Raw genomic sequence first — 19,919 nt, 5'->3', positions numbered from 1 at the left:
GCCCCCGATGACCGACGCCGCGCCGACCAAGTCGCCCGAATCGGGCTTCATCCCGCCGACGAGCCCTGCTGCCCCGCAAGGCGCGCCGCCGAAGCCGGCGCCCGTCCCGGCGACCGTGTCGCCCACCCCGTCTTCCTCCGCGACACCCACGGGCCAAGTGACGGGTCAGGTCTACGACCAGCTTGCACGGATCGAGGACAAGTGCTCGCGCATCGAGGACAAGTATGCCCGCTCCGAGGCGCTGCTCTCGCGCGTCGAGGACAAGATGGAGAACGCCGCGACCCGGATGAACGAGGCCGCGCGCCAGTCCGACCTCGCGGCGCTCCGCAACGAGGTGCGGGGGCTCACCGATCGCACCCGACGCCTGCCCGGCACCGGCGCGCTCGTGCTCACCGCCATTATCACCGCGGTGCTGACCGTCGTGCTGATGGTCGCGGTGCAGCGCCTCAACCTCGATTCCCTGCTGCCGCCGCGCGCCGCTCCGACCACCGCGCAGTAATTTCCTTCCAGACGCGAGCCCGCATGACCGCCTTCCGCACCCTCGACGACGCCGGATCCCTCGCGGGCAAGCGCGTCCTCCTGCGCGTCGACGTGAACGTGCCGATGGAGAACGGGCGCGTCACCGACGCGACCCGTATCGAGCGGGTGGTGCCGACCATCCGGGAGATCGCCGATCAGGGCGGGCGCGTGATCCTGCTGGCGCATTTCGGCCGCCCGAAGGGCAAGCGCGAGCCGAAGGATTCGCTGGAGCCGGTGGTGCCGGCGCTCACCGCGGCGCTCGGCCGCCCGGTCGCCTTCGCGGACGACTGCGTGGGCGATGCGCCCAAGGCGGCCGTTGCGGCGCTCAAGGACGGCGACGTGCTGCTTCTCGAGAACACCCGCTACCACGCGGGCGAGGAGAAGAACGACCCGGCCTTCGTGGCGGCGCTCGCCGAGAACGGCGACGTCTACGTCAACGAGGCCTTCTCGGCGGCTCACCGGGCCCACGCCTCGACGGAAGGTCTGGCGCACAAGCTTCCGGCCTTCGCCGGCCGCCTGATGCAGGCCGAGCTCGACGCGCTCACCAAGGGGCTGGAGGCGCCCAAGCGCCCGGTCATCGCGATCGTGGGCGGCGCCAAGGTCTCCTCGAAGATCGACCTGCTGCAGAACCTCGTCGCCAAGGTCGACATGCTGGTGATCGGCGGCGGCATGGCCAACACCTTCCTGCACGCGCAGGGCAAGGCCGTCGGCAAGTCGCTCTGCGAGAAGGACCTGGCCGAAACCGCGACCCGGATCCTCGGGGCGGCCGAGGCCGCGAAGTGCCGGGTGATCCTGCCGGTCGATGCCGTCATCGCGCGCGAGTTCAAGGCCAACGCCGCCAGCGAAACGGTCTCCGTCGATGCGGTGCCGGAGGACGCGATGATCCTCGATGCCGGGCCGGCCTCGGTCGCCGAGATCGATGCGGCGATCGACCAGGCGGCGACCCTCGTCTGGAACGGCCCTCTCGGTGCCTTCGAGCTGGCGCCCTTCGACGCCGCGACCGTCGCGGCGGCGCGCCACGCGGCCGAGCGCACGGAGGCGGGGCAGCTCGTCTCGGTGGCCGGCGGCGGCGACACGGTCGCGGCCCTCAACCACGCGGGCGCGGGCGAGGCCTTCTCCTACGTCTCGACGGCGGGCGGCGCCTTCCTCGAATGGCTGGAGGGCAAGGAGCTGCCGGGCGTCGAGGCGCTGCGGGCGAAGGGCTGAGTGCGTCATTTCCCGCCCCCCGCAGAGGGGGGAGGGAGAGCTGCGCTGGCTGACAGATACGCCTAAGTTTCTCACGCCCCCGCGCGGGCTCGCGGCGCGGGCGCACCTATATAAGCCCCGCAAGGGGCAGGCCCGGCTCAGGCCGCATCGGACGAGGATCGAACCATGGCACGCATCACCCTCCGGCAACTCCTCGACCACGCCGCCGAGCACGAGTACGGCGTGCCCGCGTTCAACCTGAACAACATGGAGCAGGGGCTCGCCATCATGGCGGCGGCGGATGCGACCGACTCGCCGGTCATCCTGCAGGCGAGCCGCGGCGCGCGCGCCTACGCCAACGACGTGGTGCTGGCCAAGCTGATCGACGGTCTCGTCGAGATCTACCCGCACATCCCCGTGTGCATGCATCTCGACCACGGCAACAACGAAGCCACCTGCGCCACCGCGATCCAGTACGGCTTCACCTCGGTGATGATGGACGGTTCACTGAAGGCCGACGGCAAGACCCCGGCCGACTACAACTACAACGTCGAGATCACCCGCAACGTCACGAAGATGGCCCACTGGGCCGGCGTCTCGGTCGAGGGCGAGCTCGGCGTGCTGGGCTCACTGGAGAGCGGCCAGGGCGAGGCCGAGGACGGCCACGGCGCCGAGGGCGTGCTCTCCCACGACCAGCTCCTGACCGACCCGGACGAGGCCGTGAAGTTCGTCTCCGCCACCAAGGTCGATGCGCTCGCGGTGGCGATGGGCACCAGCCACGGCGCCTACAAGTTCACCCGCAAGCCCGACGGCGACGTGCTCGCCATGAACGTGATCGAGGAGATCCACCGCCGCCTGCCGACGACCCACCTCGTGATGCACGGCTCCTCCTCGGTGCCGCAGGACCTGCAGGACATCATCAACCAGTACGGCGGCCAGATGAAGCCGACCTGGGGCGTTCCGGTCGAGGAGATCCAGCGCGGCATCAAGCACGGCGTGCGCAAGATCAACATCGACACCGACAACCGCATGGCGATGACCGGCCAGATCCGGAAGGTGCTGACCGAGAACCCGTCCGAGTTCGACCCGCGCAAGTACCTGAAGCCCGCCATGGAGGCGATGACGAAGCTCTGCCGCCAGCGCTTCGAGGAGTTCAACACCGCCGGCCAGGGCTCGAAGATCCGCCCGATCTCGGTCGCCGAGATGGCCAAGCGCTACGCCAGCGGCTCGCTCGATCCGAAGATCGCGGCGAACGCCTGAACCGCATGAGCGCGCCCGCCCAACGTCTCGCCCTGCTCACGCCGCACGGCGTCGCGGCCGGCGACCTCGACGCGCTCGTGCCCGCCATCGAGGCAGCCTGCGCGGCGGGCGACGTGGCCGCGGTGATCCTGCGTCTGGCGCCCGCCGACGAGCGGGCGCTGACCGGCCTCGTCAAGCGCGTGGCCCCCGTCGTGCAGGAGCGGGAGGCGGCGCTCGTCGTCGCCTGCCCGGGCTTCCCGGGCGATCTCGTCAGCGTGGCCACCCGTGGCGGCGCGGACGGGGTCCACGTCGACAAGGCGGCGGCTCTCCCGACGGGCCTGAAGGACCTGCGCGAGCGCCTGCGCGAGGGCCGCATCCTCGGCGCCGGCGGGTTCGAGACACGCCACGCCGCGATGGATGCGGGCGAGGCAGGCGTCGATTACCTGATGTTCGGCGGGCTCTACCCGGACGGGCAGGCGCCCGACCCCGAGGACGTGCGCGCGCGCGCCGCGTGGTGGGCCGAGATCTTCGAGACGCCCTGCATCGCGGTCGCGTGCGCGGCGGACGAGGTCCCGGGCCACGCCGCCACGGGCGCCGAGTTCGTCGGCCTGGAGAGCGCGCTCTGGCTCTCCGACCCGGCGGCGGTCGCCCGCGCGCAGGAGGCGCTGGGAGGCTCGGCATGAGGCGGCTACCCGCGCTCGTCCTCCTCGCCGCGCTCGCCTGGGGCGGGCAGGCCCTGGCGGCCCAGACACAGGCCGCGAGCCCGGCCATGACCCCGAAGGCGACGGAGCTGCCGGCCGGGGACCAGGCTGGCAAGCCGCCGATGCGCGAGCTGCCGAGCCCCTACACGCCGAACTACACGGGCGGCGCCCTGCCACGCTCCGGCGGACAGCCGGACTTCGCCTACGGCGCCTACCAGAAGGGCCAGTACGTCACAGCCTTCCGCGAGGCGACGAAGCGCATCGAGGCCGACCGTAAGGACGCGGCCGCGATGACGCTGCTCGGCGAACTCTACAACCAGGGCCTCGGCGTGCGGCAGGATCCCGTGAAGGCGGCCGAGTGGTATCGGCTGGCCGCCGCCCTGAACGATTCCGCCGCCATGTCGTCGCTCGGGCTGATGTCCCTCGACGGGCGGGGCGTGCCGAAGGACCCGAAGGCCGGGCGGCGCTGGCTGGAGAGCGCGGCCGAGAAGGGCTCGCCCACGGCGGCCTACAACCTCGCGCTGATCCTGATCGGCACCGGCAAGCCCGAGGACGAGACCCGCGCCGCGAGCCTGCTGCGCAAGGCCGCCGAGAGCGAGGTCGGCTCGGCCCAGCACGCGCTCGGGGTGCTCTACCTGCAGGGCCGCGGCGTTCAGAAGGATCCCGCCCAGGCGGCCGAGTGGTTCCGCCGCGCGGCCGATAACGGGGATCTAGCCGGCGAGGTCGAGTTCGCGATCCTGCTGTTCAACGGCAACGGCGTGCCGAAGGACGAGGCCCGCGCCGCCCGCTACTTCCTGCACGCGGCCCAGCGCGGCAACGCGATCGCCCAGAACCGCGTCGCCCGCATCTACGCGGTCGGCCGCGGGTTCCAGAAGAACCTCCTAGAGGCCGCGACCTGGAACCTGATGGCAGCGCAGCAGGGCCTGTCGGATGCGTGGCTCGACCAGACGCTCGCGGGCCTCACCAACGACGAGAAGAAGCGCGCCGAGGCCCAGGCGAGCGCGCGCAACGAGGCGCGGTAGGGCGACCTGTCGTGTCCCCTCCGTCGGCTATCGCATCCACACGAGGCGTGCGGCCCCCGCGCGTTCTCCCTCCCCCGCAGAGGGGGGAGGGGGGATCGCGGCGGATGGTCTTGGGAATTCGGAAGCCCTGCGGCCTCCTCAGAGACGGCAGGCCCCCTCCAGCGCCCGGTTCTCCGCCTCCGTGAACAGGCGCGAGCGGATGTGGAAGCGCTTCTCGCGGCCGTTCTCCAGGGAGAACATGCCGCCGCGGCCCGGCACCACGTCGAGGATGATGTGGGTGTGCTTCCAGACCGCGAATTGCGAGCGCGAGATGTAGAAATCCGCGCCGCCGACCTGCCCGAGATGCACATCCCCGTCGCCGGTGATGAAGTCGCCGACCGGGTAGCACATCGGCGACGACCCATCGCAGCAGCCGCCCGACTGGTGGAACATGACCGGGCCGTGGTCGGCCCGCAATTCCTCGATCAGCGCGAGCGCCGCCGGTGTCGCCGTCACCCGCAGCGGCGTGCCGGCCGCGTCGGCCTGCTCGGCCGCCTCGGTCCCGCCTCTCGTCATCTCGCTCATGCGTCCACCTCCCCGCGCCGGCCGGATGAAAAAAAGACCCCGGCCTCTCGGCCGGGGCAAGGTTCCTCTCGGAAGAAGGCTCGTTCTCAGAAGAAGCCGAGCTTCTTCGCCGAGTAGCTGACCAGCATGTTCTTGGTCTGCTGGTAGTGGTCGAGCATCATCTTGTGCGTCTCGCGGCCGATGCCGGACTGCTTGTAGCCGCCGAAGGCCGCGTGGGCCGGGTAGGCGTGGTAGCAGTTCGTCCAGACGCGGCCAGCCTGGATCGCGCGGCCGAAGCGGTAGGCGCGGGTCCCGTCCCGGGTCCAGACGCCGGCGCCGAGGCCGTAGAGGGTGTCGTTGGCAATGGAGAGCGCCTCGGCGTCGTCCTTGAAGGTCGTGACCGAAAGGACCGGGCCGAAGATCTCCTCCTGGAAGATGCGCATCTTGTTGTGGCCGCGGAATACGGTCGGCTTCATGTAGTAGCCGCCCGCGAACTCGCCCTCCTTCACGTTGCGCTCGCCGCCCGTGAGGCACTCGGCGCCTTCCTGCTTGCCGATGTCGACGTAGCTGAGGATCTTCTCCAGCTGCTCCGAGGAGGCCTGGGCGCCGATCATGGTGGCGGGGTCGAGGGGACTCCCCTGCGTGATCGCCTCGACGCGCTTGACCGCGCGCTCCATGAAGCGGTCGTAGATCGACTCGTGCACCAGCGCGCGGCTGGGGCAGGTGCAGACCTCGCCCTGGTTGAGGGCGAACATGGTGAAGCCCTCGAGCGCCTTGTCGAGGAAGTCGTCGTCCTCGTTGGCCACGTCCGCGAAGAAGATGTTCGGCGACTTGCCACCGAGTTCCAGCGTCACCGGGATCAGGTTCTGCGAGGCGTACTGCATGATGAGGCGGCCGGTGGTCGTCTCACCCGTGAAGGCGATCTTGGCGATGCGGGGCGAGGAGGCCAGCGGCTTGCCCGCCTCCAGGCCGAAGCCGTTGACCACGTTCACCACGCCCGGCGGCAGCAGGTCGCCGATCAGCTCCATGAGCACCAGGAGCGAGGCCGGGGTCTGCTCGGCGGGCTTGATCACCACGCAGTTGCCGGCCGCGAGCGCGGGCGCCAGCTTCCACACGGCCATCAGGATCGGGAAGTTCCACGGGATGATCTGGCCGACGACGCCGAGCGGCTCGTGGAAGTGGTAGGCGACCGTGTCGTGGTCGATCTCGGAGATCGAACCCTCCTGCGCCCGCACGCAGCCGGCGAAGTAGCGCCAGTGGTCGATGGCGAGCGGGATGTCGGCGTGGGTCGTCTCGCGGATCGGCTTGCCGTTGTCCCAGGTCTCGGCGAGGGCGATCAGGTCGAGGTTCTCCTCCATCCGGTCGGCGATCTTGAGGAGGATGCGGGCGCGCTCGGCGGGCGCCGTGCGGCCCCAGGCCTCCTTAGCGGCGTGCGCCGCGTCGAGGGCGCGCTCGATGTCCTGCGCGTCGGAGCGGGCGACCTCGCAGACGACCTTGCCGGTGATGGGCGAGGTGTTCTCGAAGTAGCGGCCGGCGGCGGGCGCGACCCACTGCCCGCCGATGAAGTTGTCGTAGCGCGCCGAGAACGGCGCCTTCGTCTTGGCGTCGGCCAGGAATTCCGGCTTGTTCATCTGAGGTCTCCTCCGTGCGGCGGCCCGGCCGTTCTAGCGGCCTGTGGCGCGTCGGCTTCTATTCGGTTCCCACCTACAACCAACGGCAGTGGGGCATCCAAATCAAGTTGGACTTTTGGTCAGAGGCGTCGCGGGCCGACCGCATCGGCAGAAGCTAGCGCGGATCGGACGGCCTGGCGAGGCGGGTGCGAGACAGCACGACGCCACCCCGCGCGCGAACCTGCGGCGGCGAGGCTAACCTGCGGCAACCAGCCAGCAGGCGGCCTCGAGCTGCACGCCGCCGTCGGTCGCGTGGGGGCGCAGCGCCTCGGCGACCGACGCCAGTGCCCGCGCCCGCAGCTCGGGCTCCGCCTCGCGCAGCAGGTGCGACGGCGGTCCAAGCTCGCAGGCGACCCGGGCGGCGGTCTCCGGGTCGCGACCGAGCGTCACCGGCACTCTGAGACCGGTACGGACGATGTCCCGGAACCCGGCCGCGCGCAGCCGTGCCTCAAGCGCCGCCCCGTCGGCGAAACGGAAAGGGCCCGGCTGGTCGGGCGGGGGCGGCGGCCCGGGAGCGGGCACGAGGGGCAGGATCGCCGCCCGCGGCACGCTCACCCAGGGGTTCGCCGCCATCGCCTGCCAGCACAGCAGGGTGAGCTGCCCGCCGGGCTTCAGGGCGGCGCGGATGTTGGCGAAGGCCGCTTGCGTGTCGGCGAAGAACATCGTGCCGAAGCGCGACAGGGCCGCATCGAGGGAGGCCGGCGGGAAAGGGTAGGTCTCGACGTCCGCCTCGACCCAGGCGACCGGGGCTGCACCTGCCGGCATCGGCCGCTCCCGGGCCGCTGCGAGCAGCGGCGCCGAGACGTCGGCGCCCGCGACCGCGCCCTCCGGCCCGACCGCGGCGGCCGCGCGCAGGGTGGTCTCGCCGGCCCCGCAGCCGATGTCGAGGACGCTCGTGCCAGCCCTCAGGCCGGCGGCCTCGAACAGGGCGTCGGTCAGCGGCGAGAAGACCGCATCCAGCACGGCCTGGTTGCGGGCCCAGCGCTGGCCGACCTCGCCGTTCCAGTACGCGGCCTGGGTGATGCCGTCGGCCATCGTGGGTTCCCGCCAGGGCTCGGAGGATGATCCTCGGCCCGATCGCGCGGGGCCGCAAGGGCCGCAAGGGCCGCAAGGGATAACATTGGGCTTCGCGACTCCCGGATCCTGCCGCGACGTTCTTCCTCCCGCCGAGAGGACAAGCGAGAGCCCAGAGGACCGTGCCGCGTGAGCGGAACGCGGCGCGGCCCGCTACAGCCCCAGCGCACCCCCGTCCGAGCGGGGATCGTGCGCGGCCTCGATGCGGCCGTCGCGGGGTGCGCGCACCAGCATGCCGGCATGGCCCAGCGAGTCGGTATAGGGGAAGCCCAGTTCCTCGATCTCGTGGCCGAGCCGGCGGAGCGCCGCGATGCAGCCGGGATCGATGCGGTTCTCCACCTTCACGCTGAGGGAGGGCGCGCCCCAGGTGCGCCCGTAGAGGAGGCGCGGAGCATCGACGGCGTCGGCCACCGGCATCCCGTAATCGGCGTAGCGCGAGAAGATCTGGGCCTGGAATTGCGGCTGCCCGTCGCCGCCCATGCTGCCGTAGCTCATCACCCGGCCGTCGTCGAAGGCGGCCAGCGCCGGGATCAGGGTGTGGAACGGGCGCCGGCCCGGCTCCAGCGGGTTCACGGCGGACGGGTCGAGGGAGAAGGACATGCCGCGGTTCTGCCAGCAGATGCCGGTGGCGGGCAGCACCGTGCCGGAGCCGTACTCCCAGTAGACCGACTGGATGTAGGAGACGGCCAAGCCCTCGCCGTCGATCGCCCCCATCCAGACCGTGTCGCCGTGGCCGGGCTGGGGCAAGGGCACGGAGGCCGCGCGGCGCATGTCGATCTGCGCGGCTTCCCGGGCGAGGCGCTCGGGCGCGAGGAAGAGCGACGGGTCGTGGCGGAGCCGGTCGAAATCGGTCACCACCCGGTCGCGGACCGCGAAGGCCCGCTTCGTCGCCTCGATCAGCCCGTGATAGTGGGCGGGCGTCTCGGGCTCCCGGATGGCGAGCCGGTCGAAGATGCCGAGGATCATCAGCGCGGCGAGCCCCTGGGTCGGGGGCGGGAAGTTGTAGAGCGTCGCGTCGCGCCGCCGGATCGACAGGGGCGCCCGCTCGACCGGAGCGAACCGCTCGAGGTCGCCCCGCGTGACCGGCGCGCCGAGCCTCTCGAGGTCGGCGGCGATCTCGCGGCCGATATCGCCCCGGTAGAAGTCCTGGAGGCCCGCATGGGCGAGCTGCTCCAGGGTCGCGGCGAGCTTCGAGAGCGCGCGGGTCTCGCCGGCCGGGTAGGGCTTGCCAGCCTTCAGGAAGGCCGCGGCGAAGTTCGGCGCGTCGTGGAGCGTGTCGAGCTCCTGGGGCACGTAGCGCGCCTCCGAGGGGGAGACCGGCACGCCGTTCCGCGCCTGCGCGATCGCGTCGGCGAGGAGCGTCGCGAGGGGCAGGCGCCCGCCGAGCGCCCGGGCGAGGTCGAGCGCGATGCGCCAGCCCCCGACCGCGCCCGCCACCGTCACCATCGCGTCCGGGCCGCGGGCCGGGATCGCGTCGTGGCCCTGCTCCCGGTAGCGCCCGATCGTCGCGAGGCTGCCCGCCGGGCCGCAGGCCTCGAAGCCGCGCACCCGCCCGCCGGGCTCGCGCACCAGCCAGAAGCCGTCGCCGCCGATCCCGTTCATGTGCGGGTAGACGACGGCGATCGAGGCCGCCATCGCCACCATCGCCTCGATCGCGTTGCCGCCCTGCGCCAGCACGCTCTGCCCGGCCCGGGCGGCGAGGTCGTGGGGGGCGGCGACGGCGCCGTGGGCGAAGACGGGCGTCTCGGGCATCGTGGCTCCTGCTGTTCGCGTCGCACCGCTTAGCCGCGGCGCCGCTCCCTGCAAAGCCTGCGCCGGATTCGGGGCGCTTTAGCAACCTGCGATTGTGATACGCGGCGCCGCAGGCGGAACGCTTGGCGCCCCCTGCCTCTTTCCCGCGCATGTTGATCTTCGAATGGGTCGTCGCCGTGCTGTTCGGCGCGGTCCTGCTCGCCGCGCTGGCCCGGCGCCTCGGCGCGCCCTATCCGGCCTTCCTGGCGCTCGGCGGCGCGGCGCTCGCCTTCATGCCCGGCGTGCCCGACCTCGCCCTCGATCCGGAACTCGCGCTCGCGCTGTTCCTGGCGCCCGTGCTGCTGGATGCCGGCTACGACACCTCGCTGCGCGACCTGAAGGCGAACTGGCGGCCGATCGGCGGCCTCGCGCTCGGCGCCGTGGCGGCCACCACCGCGGCGGTCGCCCTGGTGACCCACCTGATGATCCCGGGGATGCCGCTCGCCGCCTGCATCGTGCTCGGCGCGGTCGTGGCGCCGCCCGACGCGGTCGCGGCACTCTCGGTGCTGCGCCACGTCTCCCTGCCGCACCGGCTCACCACCATCCTGCGCGGCGAGAGCCTGCTGAACGACGCCGGCTCGCTCCTGATCTACCGGCTCGGCGTCGCCGCGGCGGTCGCGGGCAGCTTCGACCCCGCCAAGGTCGCGCCGACCTTCCTGCTCGGCGTTGTGGGCAGCCTGATTGCCGGCCCGGTCCTCGCCCGCCTCTTCGTGATGGTGGCTCCCCGCTTTCCCGATGCGGCGAGCGCCATCGTGATGCAGTTCGTGGCCGCCTTCGGCATCTGGCTCGTCGCCGAGCGGCTCGAATTGTCGGGCGTGCTCACCGTGGTCAGCTTCGCCATCACGGTGGCGCGCTACAGCCCCGGCATCACCGCCCCGCGCACCCGGATCGTCTCCTACGCGGTCTGGGAGACCGCGGTGTTCGTGCTCAACGTGCTGGCGTTCGTGCTGGTCGGCCTGCAGATCGGTCCGATCCTCGACCGGCTGGACGGGGGCGAGCAGTCCCGCGCGGTGGCTCTCGCGGCGGCGGTCTTCGCCACCGTGGTCGTGGTGCGCCTCCTCTGGGTCCTGCTGGCCAACGGGCTGCGGGGACGGATCCGGGGGCGGGACAGCTCGACAGGCTTCAGGCCGGCGCTCGCGATCTCCTGGGCGGGGATGCGCGGCATCGTCACGGTCGCGACCGCGCTCGCCCTGCCGCAGGACTTTCCCGAGCGTGACCTCATCGTGTTCACGGCCTTCTGCACCGTGCTCGGCACGCTCACCGTGCAGGGGCTGACCCTCAACCCGCTGCTCCGGCGGCTCGGCCTCGAGGACGACGATCCCGTCGGCCTGGAGACCGGCCGGGCGCGGGCCGAGGCCTACGCGGCGGCCCTCGACAGCCTCGGGCAGGCGGGCGAGGACGGCGCGGCCGATGCCCTCCGGGCCGAGTTCGCGGCGGCCCTCCAGGAGGCCGAGAGCCACGAGGAGGGGGTCGCCCCGGAATCGCTGCCGGCGGACGCCGCGCGACGGCGCGCCATCGCGGCGGCCCGCGACACGGTGTTGCGCCTGCGCCGGGAGGGCCGGATCGGGGACGACGCCTACTACCGGCTGGAGGAGGAGTTCGATTGGGCCGAACTCAACGCGACGCCGCGGGCCGAGGCGTGAGGGGCTGCGCGATCAGGCGGGCATAGGCTGCCTCCGGCGCGCCGTAGCTGCCGTGCGTCAGCGCCTCGAGGCCCCGGCGGTCACGGATCAGCACGCGCTTGCGCCGGTTGCGGATGAGGCCAGAGCCCTCCAGGCTCTGCAGCGCCAGGGTGACGCCCGCCCGTTGCACGCCGAGCATCATCGACAGGAACTCGTGCGTGAGGGCGAGCTCGTCGCCCTCGATCCGGTCGAGACACATCAGCAGCCAGCGCGCGAGCCGGCTCTCGAGGTTCAGCGCCGCGTGTGCGTAGACGGTCTCGCCGAGCTGGAGCACCTGTGTGTGGACATAGGCAAGGAGTGTCGCGCGCAGGCTCGCGCGCTCGGCCGCCGCCGCGGCGAGCGCCTGGGCAGCAATCGCGAAGCCGGACCCTGCCATCTGCACCATGTGGGACTGTGGGGTCACCGCGTCGGCCAGGAGAACGGGCGCGGCGCCGACGAGCCCTTCCCGGCCGACCAGACCGATCTCGACGTGTTGCTGACCATGCCCGGTGGCCACCGAAACGAAGCCGCACTCGGGGAAGACGCAGGTCTCGATCGGGGCGTTGGGCGCGATCAGCTCAAGCCCGAGCGGCAGGTCCACGGGGAGCAGGTGTGGTGCGAGCCGCGCGAAATCGGACGCATCGAGCGCCCGCAGCAGACGGTTGCCGACCTCGGATTGACGTGGCTCTGCGATCTCAGACGCACCTCGTGCGGACCGGATTACTGGCATCGCGTTTCGATAAGCTTGCCCTGGTGTGATCGATCCTGCCGCTGTGGGCCTGACCAAGCCTCGAAGTGACTAGCAGAGCAGCATCGGCATGAATTGATCCAGGTTAAGACTTGCGAGACAGCCTGCGCGGTTTCGACACCCATTATTGTGCGATATCGAACCGAGCGCCCCGGGGCCCTGGCCCGGGCCGATCGCTCTTCCTACAACCGCTAGATGAAAGTGAGCGGGTGCAGAGACGGATATCCAGGGCCGCGGAGCCGGACGGACCGCGGGCGCGGACCGGGCATCGCCGCGCCGTGCCGCGCGCGCTGAGACCCCGGACGCATGAGCCATCATTGCGACGCAGGACGCGCCTGCCGGCCACCTCTCGTCTCGGGCCCGTCCCCGCGCGGCGCGGCGGGAGCCGCCCTGTGAGCGACGCCTCACCCGGCGACCCGCCGTCCCACCGCTTCGCCCTCGACGCCGACGGCACCGAGATGCTCGCGCGCAAGCTCGGCGGATTCGTCGGCCTCGATGCGGCCGACCGGGCGGCGCTGGAGCGGATCTGCACCCGAGCCCGCCGCTTCGCTGGACAGACCGACCTCCTGCGCCAAGGCGAGGTGCCCGACGCGGCGATCGTGGTGCTGCGGGGCTTCGTCTGCCGTGCCCGCCACCGGCCGAACGGGTCCTGCCAGATCCTCGCCTATCTGCTGCCGGGCGACATCTGCGATCCCGACTTCGCGGTCCCGCGGCCGATGGATCACGTGCTCGCCACACTCACGGCCAGTCTCGTCGCCCGCGTCCCGCGCGAGGCTTTCCTAAGCCTGATCGATCGGCATCCCAACGTCGCGCGGGCGCTGCGCATCGCGCGCGTCGTCGACGAGGCGGTCGCGCGGGAATGGCTTGTCAGCATCGGGCGCCGCTCCGCCCGCGAGCGACTCGCCCACCTGTTCTGTGAGCTGGCGGAGCGGCTCGGCGCGGTCGGCCTCTCGGACGGCGATGGCTACGAGCTGCCGCTGACCCAGGTGGCGCTCTCCGACACCCTGGCGCTCACCAGCGTGCACGTGAACCGCACCCTGCGGGAGATGCGGCGCGAGGGGCTGATCGAGCTGAGGGGTCGGCGTCTCGAAATCCTCGACGCCGAGCGGCTGAAGGGGATCGCCGAGTTCGACGCCGCCTATCTGCGGGCGCCGGAACCCACCGTCCGCTGGGACGAGGGGGGCTGATGCCGCGCTTCTTCATCGACACCGACGACGGGGACCAGTTCGATCGCGACGAGGACGGCTACGAACTTCCCGATCGCGACGCCGCGCGGGTCGAGGCGATCGGCGCCCTGCCGGATCTCGCGCGCTCGCAGATCCCGGACGGTGACCGGCGCACTTTCAGGGTGCGGGTGCGCGACGCGGACGGCAAGCCGGTCTACGAGGCGAGCCTGACCCTGGACGGGCGCTGGCTCGAACCGGAAGCCGAAGAGGGCTGAGGCCGGCGCCTCAGCCCCGTCCGGCGCGCCGCGCCTCGATCGCGTCCCAGACCGCGACCGCCAGATCCGGGCCGCCCAGGCGCTTGATCGCCCGGATGCCGGTCGGCGAGGTCACGTTGATCTCGGTGAGATGCCCGTCGATCACGTCGATGCCGACGAGGATCAGGCCGCGCCGCCGCAGCTCCGGACCGATCGTCGCGCAGATCTCGCGCTCCCGCTCGGTCAGCTCCGAGGCCGCGGCCGCCCCGCCCCGCACCATGTTGGAGCGGATGTCGTTGGCGGCCGGCACCCGGTTGATCGCGCCCATCGGCTCGCCGTCGACCAGGATGATGCGCTTGTCGCCCTCGGTGATCCGCTCCAAGAAGCGCTGCACCACCCAGGCCTCCCGGAAGGTCGCGGCGAACAGGTCGTACATCGAGCCGAAATTCGGGTCCGTCTCCGAGACGCGGAACACGGCCGCGCCCCCGTGCCCGTGCAGCGGCTTCATGGCAATCGTGCCGTGCTCGCGCCGGAACGCCTCGATCTCCGCCTTGTCGCGGGTGATCAGGGTCGGCGGCATCAGCTCGGGGAAGTCGAGGACGAAGAGCTTCTCCGGGGCGTTTCGCACCTCGAACGGGTTGTTGACCACCAGCGTCTCGGGGTGGATCCGCTCCAGCATGTGGGTGGCCGTGACGTAGGCCATGTCGAAGGGCGGGTCCTGGCGCATCAGCACCACGTCGGCCTCGGCGAGGTCGATGCGCTGGATCTCGCCCAGCGTCGCGTGCGCGCCCTCCACGTCCCGCACGGTGAGCGGCTCGACCCGGGCGGTGACGCGCCGGCCCTGCAGCGAGAGCCGGTCGGGCGTGTAGTAGAGCAGGCGGTGGCCGCGGGCCTGCGCCTCTAGCAGCAGGGCGAAGGTGGTGTCCCCGGCGATCCGGATCGCCTGGATCGGGTCCATCTGGACCGCCACTGTGAGCGCCATATCGGGGGCCTTGTCGGGTTCGTCCGCCGGGTCGGCGGGGCTGTGCGGAGGCCGCCTGCATACGCCCTCCCCCGTCATCGGGGGAGGGGAGAAGGAGAAGGGAGGACGCTCAATCCTCGGGCATCGACTTGCCGCCGCTGCGGCGATCGTAGTCGCCGATCGCCGCGCGGCACTCCGCGGAGAGGCGCTTGCGGTTGCGCGTCATGCAGCGCTCGGCATCCGGGCTGTTCGGATCGACGCCGACGCAGAGGCGGAAATAGTCGTTGGCGCAGCCGAGCTGGAGCCCCTGATCCTCGCGCTGGGCCGCCGCCGGACCCACCGTCAGGGCGGTGAGGGCGAGACCGAGGGACAGGATCGCGAGGGAAGCGGGCCGGCGCCGTGCCGTGCGTGTGAGGGGTGCCGTGTCCAGTCGCATCCAGCCGTGTCCTTGTCTGTCCATCCCGAAGCGTCGGTCGCGCGTGGCCCGCCATATCGGGCCGCGCCGCCGGTAGGCAAGCGTCGGGACCTGTGAGGGTTCCGTCCCGACTGTGCGGGCCGGGCCGCCCTGCGGCGGGGGTGCCGTCCGCTCGGGCCGGCTCGGACTTCCGTCAAGAATTCCGGCAAGAAAATGACCGGCCGGGCGGCCGGGGCGGGCGGCCGAAAAGCGGCCCTGCCCGTCGCTGGGCAGGGCCGAGTCAGGGAGGAAACGCCCGCCATGGGCGCACTTCTCGCAGCAAGCCGCGTGCCAGGGGCAGCCGGCGGCAGCCTCGAGGGCGCGTCAGGTCGGCGCAGGTGCCGGGCCGCGGAACGGCCCGGAGACGGCAAGGCTCCGTTAACCATCGCGTGCTGATCTGCCCCTCGACGAACGTTCAGGCTCGACCCCTTGCCGATGCCCTTTCCGGAGGACCCGGGCGGACAGCCTCGAAGCCGACAGGTGCCCCTATGCAGCTCTCGACCTATCTCGCCCCGCCCCCGACGCCGCTCCGCGCCGCCAACGACGCCGTGCCCCTGCCGGAGCCGATGCGCCATCGCCGGGCCGCCGCCATCGTGCCGTTCCGGCCTGCCGCGCGCCGCCGCCGGTCCGCCGAGGCGCACGAGCGCCGCGGCGAGATCCTGCTCTTCCTCGGCGTGCGCTACAGCCGCGCCTCCTGAGACGCGCGAGCGGGGCCGCACCATGCCCGGGGTGCACCGGATCCGTGACCGCCTGCGCCGCTGCGCCGCAGGGATGCTCGCGCTGCTGCCCGCGCTGTTCGTGGCGGCCTGCGCGCAGGAGGGCGATTTCGGCCGTCCGAAGGCCGGCGCCTGGAACAGTCTCGTCGAGACCACCGGGACCCTGGCCGCCCGGGAGCGAGGCGAGAGCGCCGCGCTGCTGCCTCTGACCGACGACGAGCGCCTGCTGCGCGATCGGGCCTGGCGCTTCCTGATGCCGGCCGCGCCCGAGCAGGCCTTTCGCGATGTCCTGGGAAACCTGAGCCGAACACGGGTGCTGCCGCCCGGCCTCTTCGTCCGGGACGTGTCGGCCTACCATGACGGGCTCGCGGACGTGCCCGCGCGCTCGCCCGTACCGCTCTACCGGCGGCTCGCGGAGGATGCGGGCGCCGACGCGCGGCTGATCCCGATGCTCGCCGCCACCGCCGCGCTCGTGATCGCGGCGGACGGACGCCGTCTCGCCGGCCTGCCCTTCGCCCGCACCCTCGACGACTGGACCGTGCGGCAGGCCGCCATGCGGGTCGCCGAGAACCGCTGCCTGATCGCCTGGCTGCGCCTTGAGACGGGGGCCCGCGTCGGGCGCTACCGCTACGCCCTGGAGCACCTCTTCGCCGCCCTGCCGAGCGCCGAGGGCGTCCACGCTGAGCGGATGATCGCGCTGCTCGCGGAGCGGCGCGCGCTGCTCGAACCGCTCCTGCCGCCGGACGCGGCGGCCCGCTGCGGGCTCGCGCCGGGCGAGGCGGTCGCCGCCGCCTCACCGCTCGTGGTGAAGGATTGAGGCCGGACGCGGCGCCGGGCCGGATGCCCGGCGCTCCGGCGCGTCCTCAGCCGCGCTTTCCGCCCTTCGGGTTCTGGGTCGCCTGATAGGCGTCGATCGCCCGGCGGCAATTCTCCGACAGCGACTTCCAGTTCTTCTCGAAGCAGACGTCCAGAGCCGGGTCCTCGGGTGCGAGGTTGCCGCAATAGTTCAGGTAGTCCCCGGTGCAGTACTTCTTCAGCGTCTCGTTGCCGCGCCGCGTCTGCTGAGCCTGCTCCGCCGCGGCGGGCAGGCTCATGGCGGCGACGCCGAGCGCGAGGACGAAGGTCGTCAGCTTCAGGGCCATGTTGGCTCGTTCCATCTCGATTCCGGGGAATGTCGCTGCGATGATGCCTTTGCGTGGTCGAAACAAGGCATCCCGTACGTGTTTGCGCACGCGAAACGCGCGCGGACGGTCCTAGCGTTCCGGATCTCCCCGGAGCCGGCGTCCGTCAACCGCGGGCGGCGGCCGGAAAGGCTCCGGCCACGGGCAGGCGCTCGCGCGACGGGGCGAGGCTGTCGGCGAGGTCCGCGATGCGCGCGCGCAGGTCCGCGTTCTCGCGCTCGACCGCGCTCTCGCGTGCCGACAGCGCCTGCGCCAGGGCGTCCTCCGCGGCGGAGAGCCGTGCCTGGAGGACCTCTCGCTCCTCGTCCGCCTCCGCGGAGTCCGTGCCTGCGGAGGGCCGGGCGCGGCGGGCGGCGAGCAGGCTGTCGAGAAGGTCGGCATGCGCCTCCTCCAGGGCCTGCAGGGTGGCGAGGCTGGCCGCGCCCGCGTCGCGCGCGGTCTCCAACTCGCCCTCCAGCCGGGCCTTGTGCGCCAGCCCCTCGGCGACCTCCCCCTCGCGCCGGGCGAGGTCGCGGGCGAGGCGCGCCGCCTCCACGGTGCGCGCGCCGATGGCCGCCATGTCGGCCTGGCGCCGGGCCCGCACCGTCTCGACCGTGCGTTCCATCCGCCGCTGCTGGACCGCGAAACGCGCGCGCAGGAAGTCGCGCTCGGCCGCGATCTCGGCGGGCGCGAGCGGCACCAGCGCCTCTGCCCGGCGCCGGGCGAGGCGGGCTGCGCGGGCGTTCAGCACCGGCAGGAGCAGGAGGCCGCCGAGGCTCGCGGCCAGGAAGCCGAGAGCGAAGATCATCAGGGTTTCGATCACGCGCGGAACCGCTCGCCGACCGGGCCCCGCCGGACCCGCCACATACGTCCCCCCATCTTAGTCAAGGGTGCGGCCCCGGGCCAGCCCACCGGAACCGGCATGCTCAGCGAACCGGACTGTGATCAGAACGGGTTCCAGGTCGGCTGCTCGGTGAACTTGAGGTAGCCGATGTTGATGCCGAGCCGAGCGCCGACGCCGCTGCGGATCGGCACCACCACGACGTTGTCGTTGACGACGGCCGTCATGCCGAAGCCGCCGATGAAGTAGGCCGAGCCGTCCACGCCCCCGTAGCGCCGGTAGAGGCTGCGCACGGAAGGCAGGTTGTAGACGAGCATCATGGTGCGCGCGCCGTCGCCGCCCACGTCGAAGCCGAGCGACGGACCCTGCCAGTACACGCGCCGCTGGCCGGCGTTGCGGGTGTAGAGCGTGCCCTCGCCGTAGCGCACGCCGCCCACGATGGCGCCGGAGGCTTCCTGGCCCAGGATGTAGCCGTTCGGCTGGCCCCAGCGCCGGGTCGCCTCCTCGACGGTGAGCGCGAGGCCGCGCGAGACCGAGCCGAAGAAGCGATGGCCGTTGTCGATGATCTCGCCGGGGCGGAAGGATTCGGGCATGCCGTCCTCGCCCCCGCGGCCCTGCGCTGCGGCCGCGCCCGTGCCGGCGAGCACGAGGCCCGCGGCGAGCGCCGCCATCCGGGCGAGGGTCCGGCGCCGGGCCGGGCTGTGGGGGAGGCTGTTGGGGTCGCGTGCCGTCATGGTTCCTCCTCCGCCGATCGTTGCGGCTCCTCGTGGCGTGATTCGGCACCGCGAATGCGGCAAACCGGGGATACGCGGGCGCCTGCCAGCGCCCGGCACCGTGCGGCATAAGAGCGATGATGTGGTTAACGCGCCGTGATCTCTGGCTCCTCGCCGCCCTCACCTGTGGGGGAGCTCGCGCCGAGGACGTTTCCCGCGATCCTGCCCGCGCCTCTCCCGGGGACCCTCCCCGGGAGGCTTCGCAGGACCTCGCCGCAATCCTGGCGCTGCGGGGCTACGACGCGGTGAGCTACTTCCTGCCCGGCGGCCCGCGGCCCGGCTCCGCGCGCTTCGAGCTGTCCTGGGCCGGACGGGCGTGGCGATTCGCGAGCGCCGGCAACCGCGCCGCCTTCGCGGCGGCCCCCGAGACCTACGCGCCGCGGCTCGACGGTCACGATCCGGTGGGCGTGCTCGACGGGCGCCTGGTCGATGCCGACCCGCTCGTCTTCGCGCTGATCGCGGGCCGGCTCTACCTGTTCCGCGACGAGGGGCGGCGCGCACGTCTCGTCGCCGACCCTGGCCTCGCCGAGCGGGCCGAGGCGCGCTGGCCCGGCCTCGCCCCGCTCATCGAGCCGCTTCCCTGAGGCCGGGGGCGATGCGCTGGACGACCGACCCGGCGAGTCGCGGATCGCCGAGCGCCGCGAAGGCGCCGTTGCGGTAGCCCGCCGCATGGCGCCCATAGGCGAGGGGGCCGCCTCCCGGCGTCACCACGCAGCCGCCCGCCACCGTGACGAGGTGGTCGCCCGCGGCCGTGTCCCACTCCATGGTCGGGCCGCAGCGCACGTAGAGGTCGGCCTCGCCGGAGGCGACGAGCCCGAACTTCACCGCCGATCCGACGCCGCGTTGCGAGGCCACCGGCAGGGCGGCGAGGCAGGCCTCGGTCTCCGGGTCGCCGTGGCGCCGGCTGCCGAGGGCGACGAGCCCGCTCTCCGGGGCGGCGCGCGCCCGAACCGGGCGGGGCGCGCCCGGGCGCCCGCTCGCGATCTCCGCCTCGAAGGCCACGGCGCCCGCGTACCAGATCCGGCCGAGGCCCGGTGCGGCGAGCGCCGCCGCGATCGGCCGCGTCCCGGCGACCAGCCCGATACAGACGGCGTACTCGGGCGTGCCCGCCAGGAACTCCCGCGTGCCGTCGAGGGGATCGACCAGGAAGAAGCGTGCGGCGGGCGGCCTGTCATGGCAGGTCTCCTCGGCGATGGCCGGGATGTCCGGGAAGCTCTCGGCCAGCGATGCCAGGATCTGTGCCTCGGCCTCGACGTCGGCGACGCTCGCGGGCGAACCGTCCGCCTTCAGGCTGTGGCTGCAGCCGCGGGCCTGGTGGTAACGCAGGATCTCGCCCGCCGCGCAGGCGACCTCGGCAAGCCGCCGGGCGATTCCGTCGCGCTCCGTCCCGTCCATCCCGTTCCAGCCCGTCCGCGCCACTCCGTTGTCGTCGGACCGTCAT

Annotated in this window: 22 protein-coding genes; 11 read left to right on the top strand and 11 right to left on the bottom strand. The window is 72.5% G+C overall.

The genetic code is table 11. The features are described 5' to 3' along the window. The first annotated feature begins 7 nt into the window (after positions 1–7). The 5 genes from DK427_RS01325 to DK427_RS01305 all read left to right on the top strand — a co-directional run bounded on the left by DK427_RS01325 (position 8) and on the right by DK427_RS01305 (position 4,666). On the top strand, positions 8–499 hold the full coding sequence (locus tag DK427_RS01325) for a hypothetical protein (protein ID WP_109949687.1): 492 nt from the start codon (positions 8–10) through the stop codon (positions 497–499). A gap of 23 nt (positions 500–522) precedes the next feature. After that, positions 523–1,725, top strand: coding sequence for a phosphoglycerate kinase (locus DK427_RS01320; protein WP_109949686.1), 1,203 nt, complete (start codon positions 523–525; stop codon positions 1,723–1,725). Positions 1,726–1,890: 165 nt separating this feature from the next. Then, positions 1,891–2,964 carry a class II fructose-bisphosphate aldolase gene (gene fba / locus DK427_RS01315; protein ID WP_109949685.1) on the top strand — a complete coding sequence of 358 codons (1,074 nt, stop codon included), beginning with the start codon at positions 1,891–1,893 and terminating at the stop codon, positions 2,962–2,964. A 5-nt stretch (positions 2,965–2,969) separates the two neighbouring features. Then, positions 2,970–3,626 carry a thiamine phosphate synthase gene (locus tag DK427_RS01310; protein ID WP_109949684.1) on the top strand — a complete coding sequence of 219 codons (657 nt, stop codon included), beginning with the start codon at positions 2,970–2,972 and terminating at the stop codon, positions 3,624–3,626. Beyond that, entirely contained in the window at positions 3,623–4,666 is a 1,044-nt protein-coding gene (locus DK427_RS01305; RefSeq protein ID WP_109949683.1) for a tetratricopeptide repeat protein, read from the top strand. Before DK427_RS01310 ends, DK427_RS01305 begins: the two co-directional genes overlap by 4 nt. A gap of 138 nt (positions 4,667–4,804) precedes the next feature. Here the strand turns inward: DK427_RS01305 and DK427_RS01300 are convergent, their stop codons facing one another. From DK427_RS01300 to DK427_RS01285, 4 genes are all read right to left on the bottom strand, one after another. Beyond that, positions 4,805–5,230, bottom strand: coding sequence for a DUF779 domain-containing protein (locus DK427_RS01300; RefSeq protein WP_109949682.1), 426 nt, complete (start codon positions 5,228–5,230; stop codon positions 4,805–4,807). An 86-nt stretch (positions 5,231–5,316) separates the two neighbouring features. Continuing rightward, a complete protein-coding gene (gene adh / locus DK427_RS01295) occupies positions 5,317–6,840 on the bottom strand; it encodes an aldehyde dehydrogenase (protein WP_109949681.1) in 1,524 nt (507 codons plus the stop codon). Between the two features lie 234 nt (positions 6,841–7,074). Next, positions 7,075–7,914: a class I SAM-dependent methyltransferase gene (locus DK427_RS01290; protein WP_109949680.1), complete on the bottom strand. Its 840-nt coding sequence runs from the start codon at positions 7,912–7,914 to the stop codon at positions 7,075–7,077. Positions 7,915–8,106: 192 nt separating this feature from the next. Next, positions 8,107–9,705 carry a gamma-glutamyltransferase family protein gene (locus DK427_RS01285; protein WP_109949679.1) on the bottom strand — a complete coding sequence of 533 codons (1,599 nt, stop codon included), beginning with the start codon at positions 9,703–9,705 and terminating at the stop codon, positions 8,107–8,109. A 149-nt stretch (positions 9,706–9,854) separates the two neighbouring features. On the opposite strand from DK427_RS01285, the gene DK427_RS01280 reads away from it, so the two are divergent. Next, positions 9,855–11,387: a Na+/H+ antiporter gene (locus tag DK427_RS01280; RefSeq protein ID WP_109949678.1), complete on the top strand. Its 1,533-nt coding sequence runs from the start codon at positions 9,855–9,857 to the stop codon at positions 11,385–11,387. Here the strand turns inward: DK427_RS01280 and DK427_RS01275 are convergent. Continuing rightward, on the bottom strand, positions 11,359–12,006 hold the full coding sequence (locus DK427_RS01275) for a Crp/Fnr family transcriptional regulator (protein ID WP_342772540.1): 648 nt from the start codon (positions 12,004–12,006) through the stop codon (positions 11,359–11,361). The genes DK427_RS01280 and DK427_RS01275 overlap by 29 nt on opposite strands. A gap of 539 nt (positions 12,007–12,545) precedes the next feature. On the opposite strand from DK427_RS01275, the gene DK427_RS01270 reads away from it, so the two are divergent. After that, positions 12,546–13,340 carry a Crp/Fnr family transcriptional regulator gene (locus tag DK427_RS01270; protein ID WP_245930753.1) on the top strand — a complete coding sequence of 265 codons (795 nt, stop codon included), beginning with the start codon at positions 12,546–12,548 and terminating at the stop codon, positions 13,338–13,340. Continuing rightward, entirely contained in the window at positions 13,340–13,594 is a 255-nt protein-coding gene (locus tag DK427_RS01265) for a DUF6894 family protein (RefSeq protein WP_109949677.1), read from the top strand. Before DK427_RS01270 ends, DK427_RS01265 begins: the two co-directional genes overlap by 1 nt. Positions 13,595–13,604: 10 nt before the next feature. On the opposite strand, the gene gshB is transcribed toward DK427_RS01265, so the two are convergent. Continuing rightward, positions 13,605–14,555: a glutathione synthase gene (gene gshB, locus DK427_RS01260; RefSeq protein ID WP_109949676.1), complete on the bottom strand. Its 951-nt coding sequence runs from the start codon at positions 14,553–14,555 to the stop codon at positions 13,605–13,607. Positions 14,556–14,664: 109 nt separating this feature from the next. After that, positions 14,665–14,970: a hypothetical protein gene (locus tag DK427_RS01255; RefSeq protein ID WP_204165245.1), complete on the bottom strand. Its 306-nt coding sequence runs from the start codon at positions 14,968–14,970 to the stop codon at positions 14,665–14,667. A 506-nt stretch (positions 14,971–15,476) separates the two neighbouring features. Here DK427_RS01255 and DK427_RS01250 point away from each other — a divergent pair. Beyond that, positions 15,477–15,686: a hypothetical protein gene (locus tag DK427_RS01250; protein WP_109949675.1), complete on the top strand. Its 210-nt coding sequence runs from the start codon at positions 15,477–15,479 to the stop codon at positions 15,684–15,686. Between the two features lie 22 nt (positions 15,687–15,708). Further along, complete coding sequence (locus tag DK427_RS01245) at positions 15,709–16,521, top strand: hypothetical protein (RefSeq protein ID WP_245930752.1); 813 nt, start codon at positions 15,709–15,711, stop codon at positions 16,519–16,521. Positions 16,522–16,567: 46 nt separating this feature from the next. Here DK427_RS01245 and DK427_RS01240 read toward each other — a convergent pair whose 3' ends face one another. The 3 genes from DK427_RS01240 to DK427_RS01230 all read right to left on the bottom strand — a co-directional run bounded on the left by DK427_RS01240 (position 16,568) and on the right by DK427_RS01230 (position 18,439). Continuing rightward, on the bottom strand, positions 16,568–16,846 hold the full coding sequence (locus DK427_RS01240) for a 3',5'-cyclic-nucleotide phosphodiesterase (RefSeq protein ID WP_109949673.1): 279 nt from the start codon (positions 16,844–16,846) through the stop codon (positions 16,568–16,570). Positions 16,847–16,991: 145 nt separating this feature from the next. After that, a complete protein-coding gene (locus DK427_RS01235; RefSeq protein WP_109949672.1) occupies positions 16,992–17,687 on the bottom strand; it encodes a hypothetical protein in 696 nt (231 codons plus the stop codon). A gap of 122 nt (positions 17,688–17,809) precedes the next feature. Then, positions 17,810–18,439, bottom strand: coding sequence for a DUF1134 domain-containing protein (locus DK427_RS01230; protein WP_425452521.1), 630 nt, complete (start codon positions 18,437–18,439; stop codon positions 17,810–17,812). 116 nt (positions 18,440–18,555) lie between these two features. Between DK427_RS01230 and DK427_RS01225 the strand changes: the two genes are divergently transcribed. Further along, on the top strand, positions 18,556–19,062 hold the full coding sequence (locus DK427_RS01225; protein ID WP_245930751.1) for a YHS domain-containing (seleno)protein: 507 nt from the start codon (positions 18,556–18,558) through the stop codon (positions 19,060–19,062). Here the strand turns inward: DK427_RS01225 and DK427_RS01220 are convergent. Beyond that, the gene (locus tag DK427_RS01220; protein ID WP_109949671.1) at positions 19,043–19,873 is read right to left on the bottom strand and encodes a 3'(2'),5'-bisphosphate nucleotidase CysQ family protein; all 831 of its coding nucleotides are present in this window, start codon (positions 19,871–19,873) and stop codon (positions 19,043–19,045) included. The two genes, DK427_RS01225 and DK427_RS01220, sit on opposite strands and share 20 nt — an antisense overlap. Positions 19,874–19,919 lie beyond the last annotated feature (46 nt).

This window comes from Methylobacterium radiodurans (genome assembly GCF_003173735.1).
Lineage (GTDB): Bacteria > Pseudomonadota > Alphaproteobacteria > Rhizobiales > Beijerinckiaceae > Methylobacterium > Methylobacterium radiodurans.
Note: the sequence above shows the minus strand (reverse complement) of the source record. Positions and strands in the feature narration are given on the sequence as shown.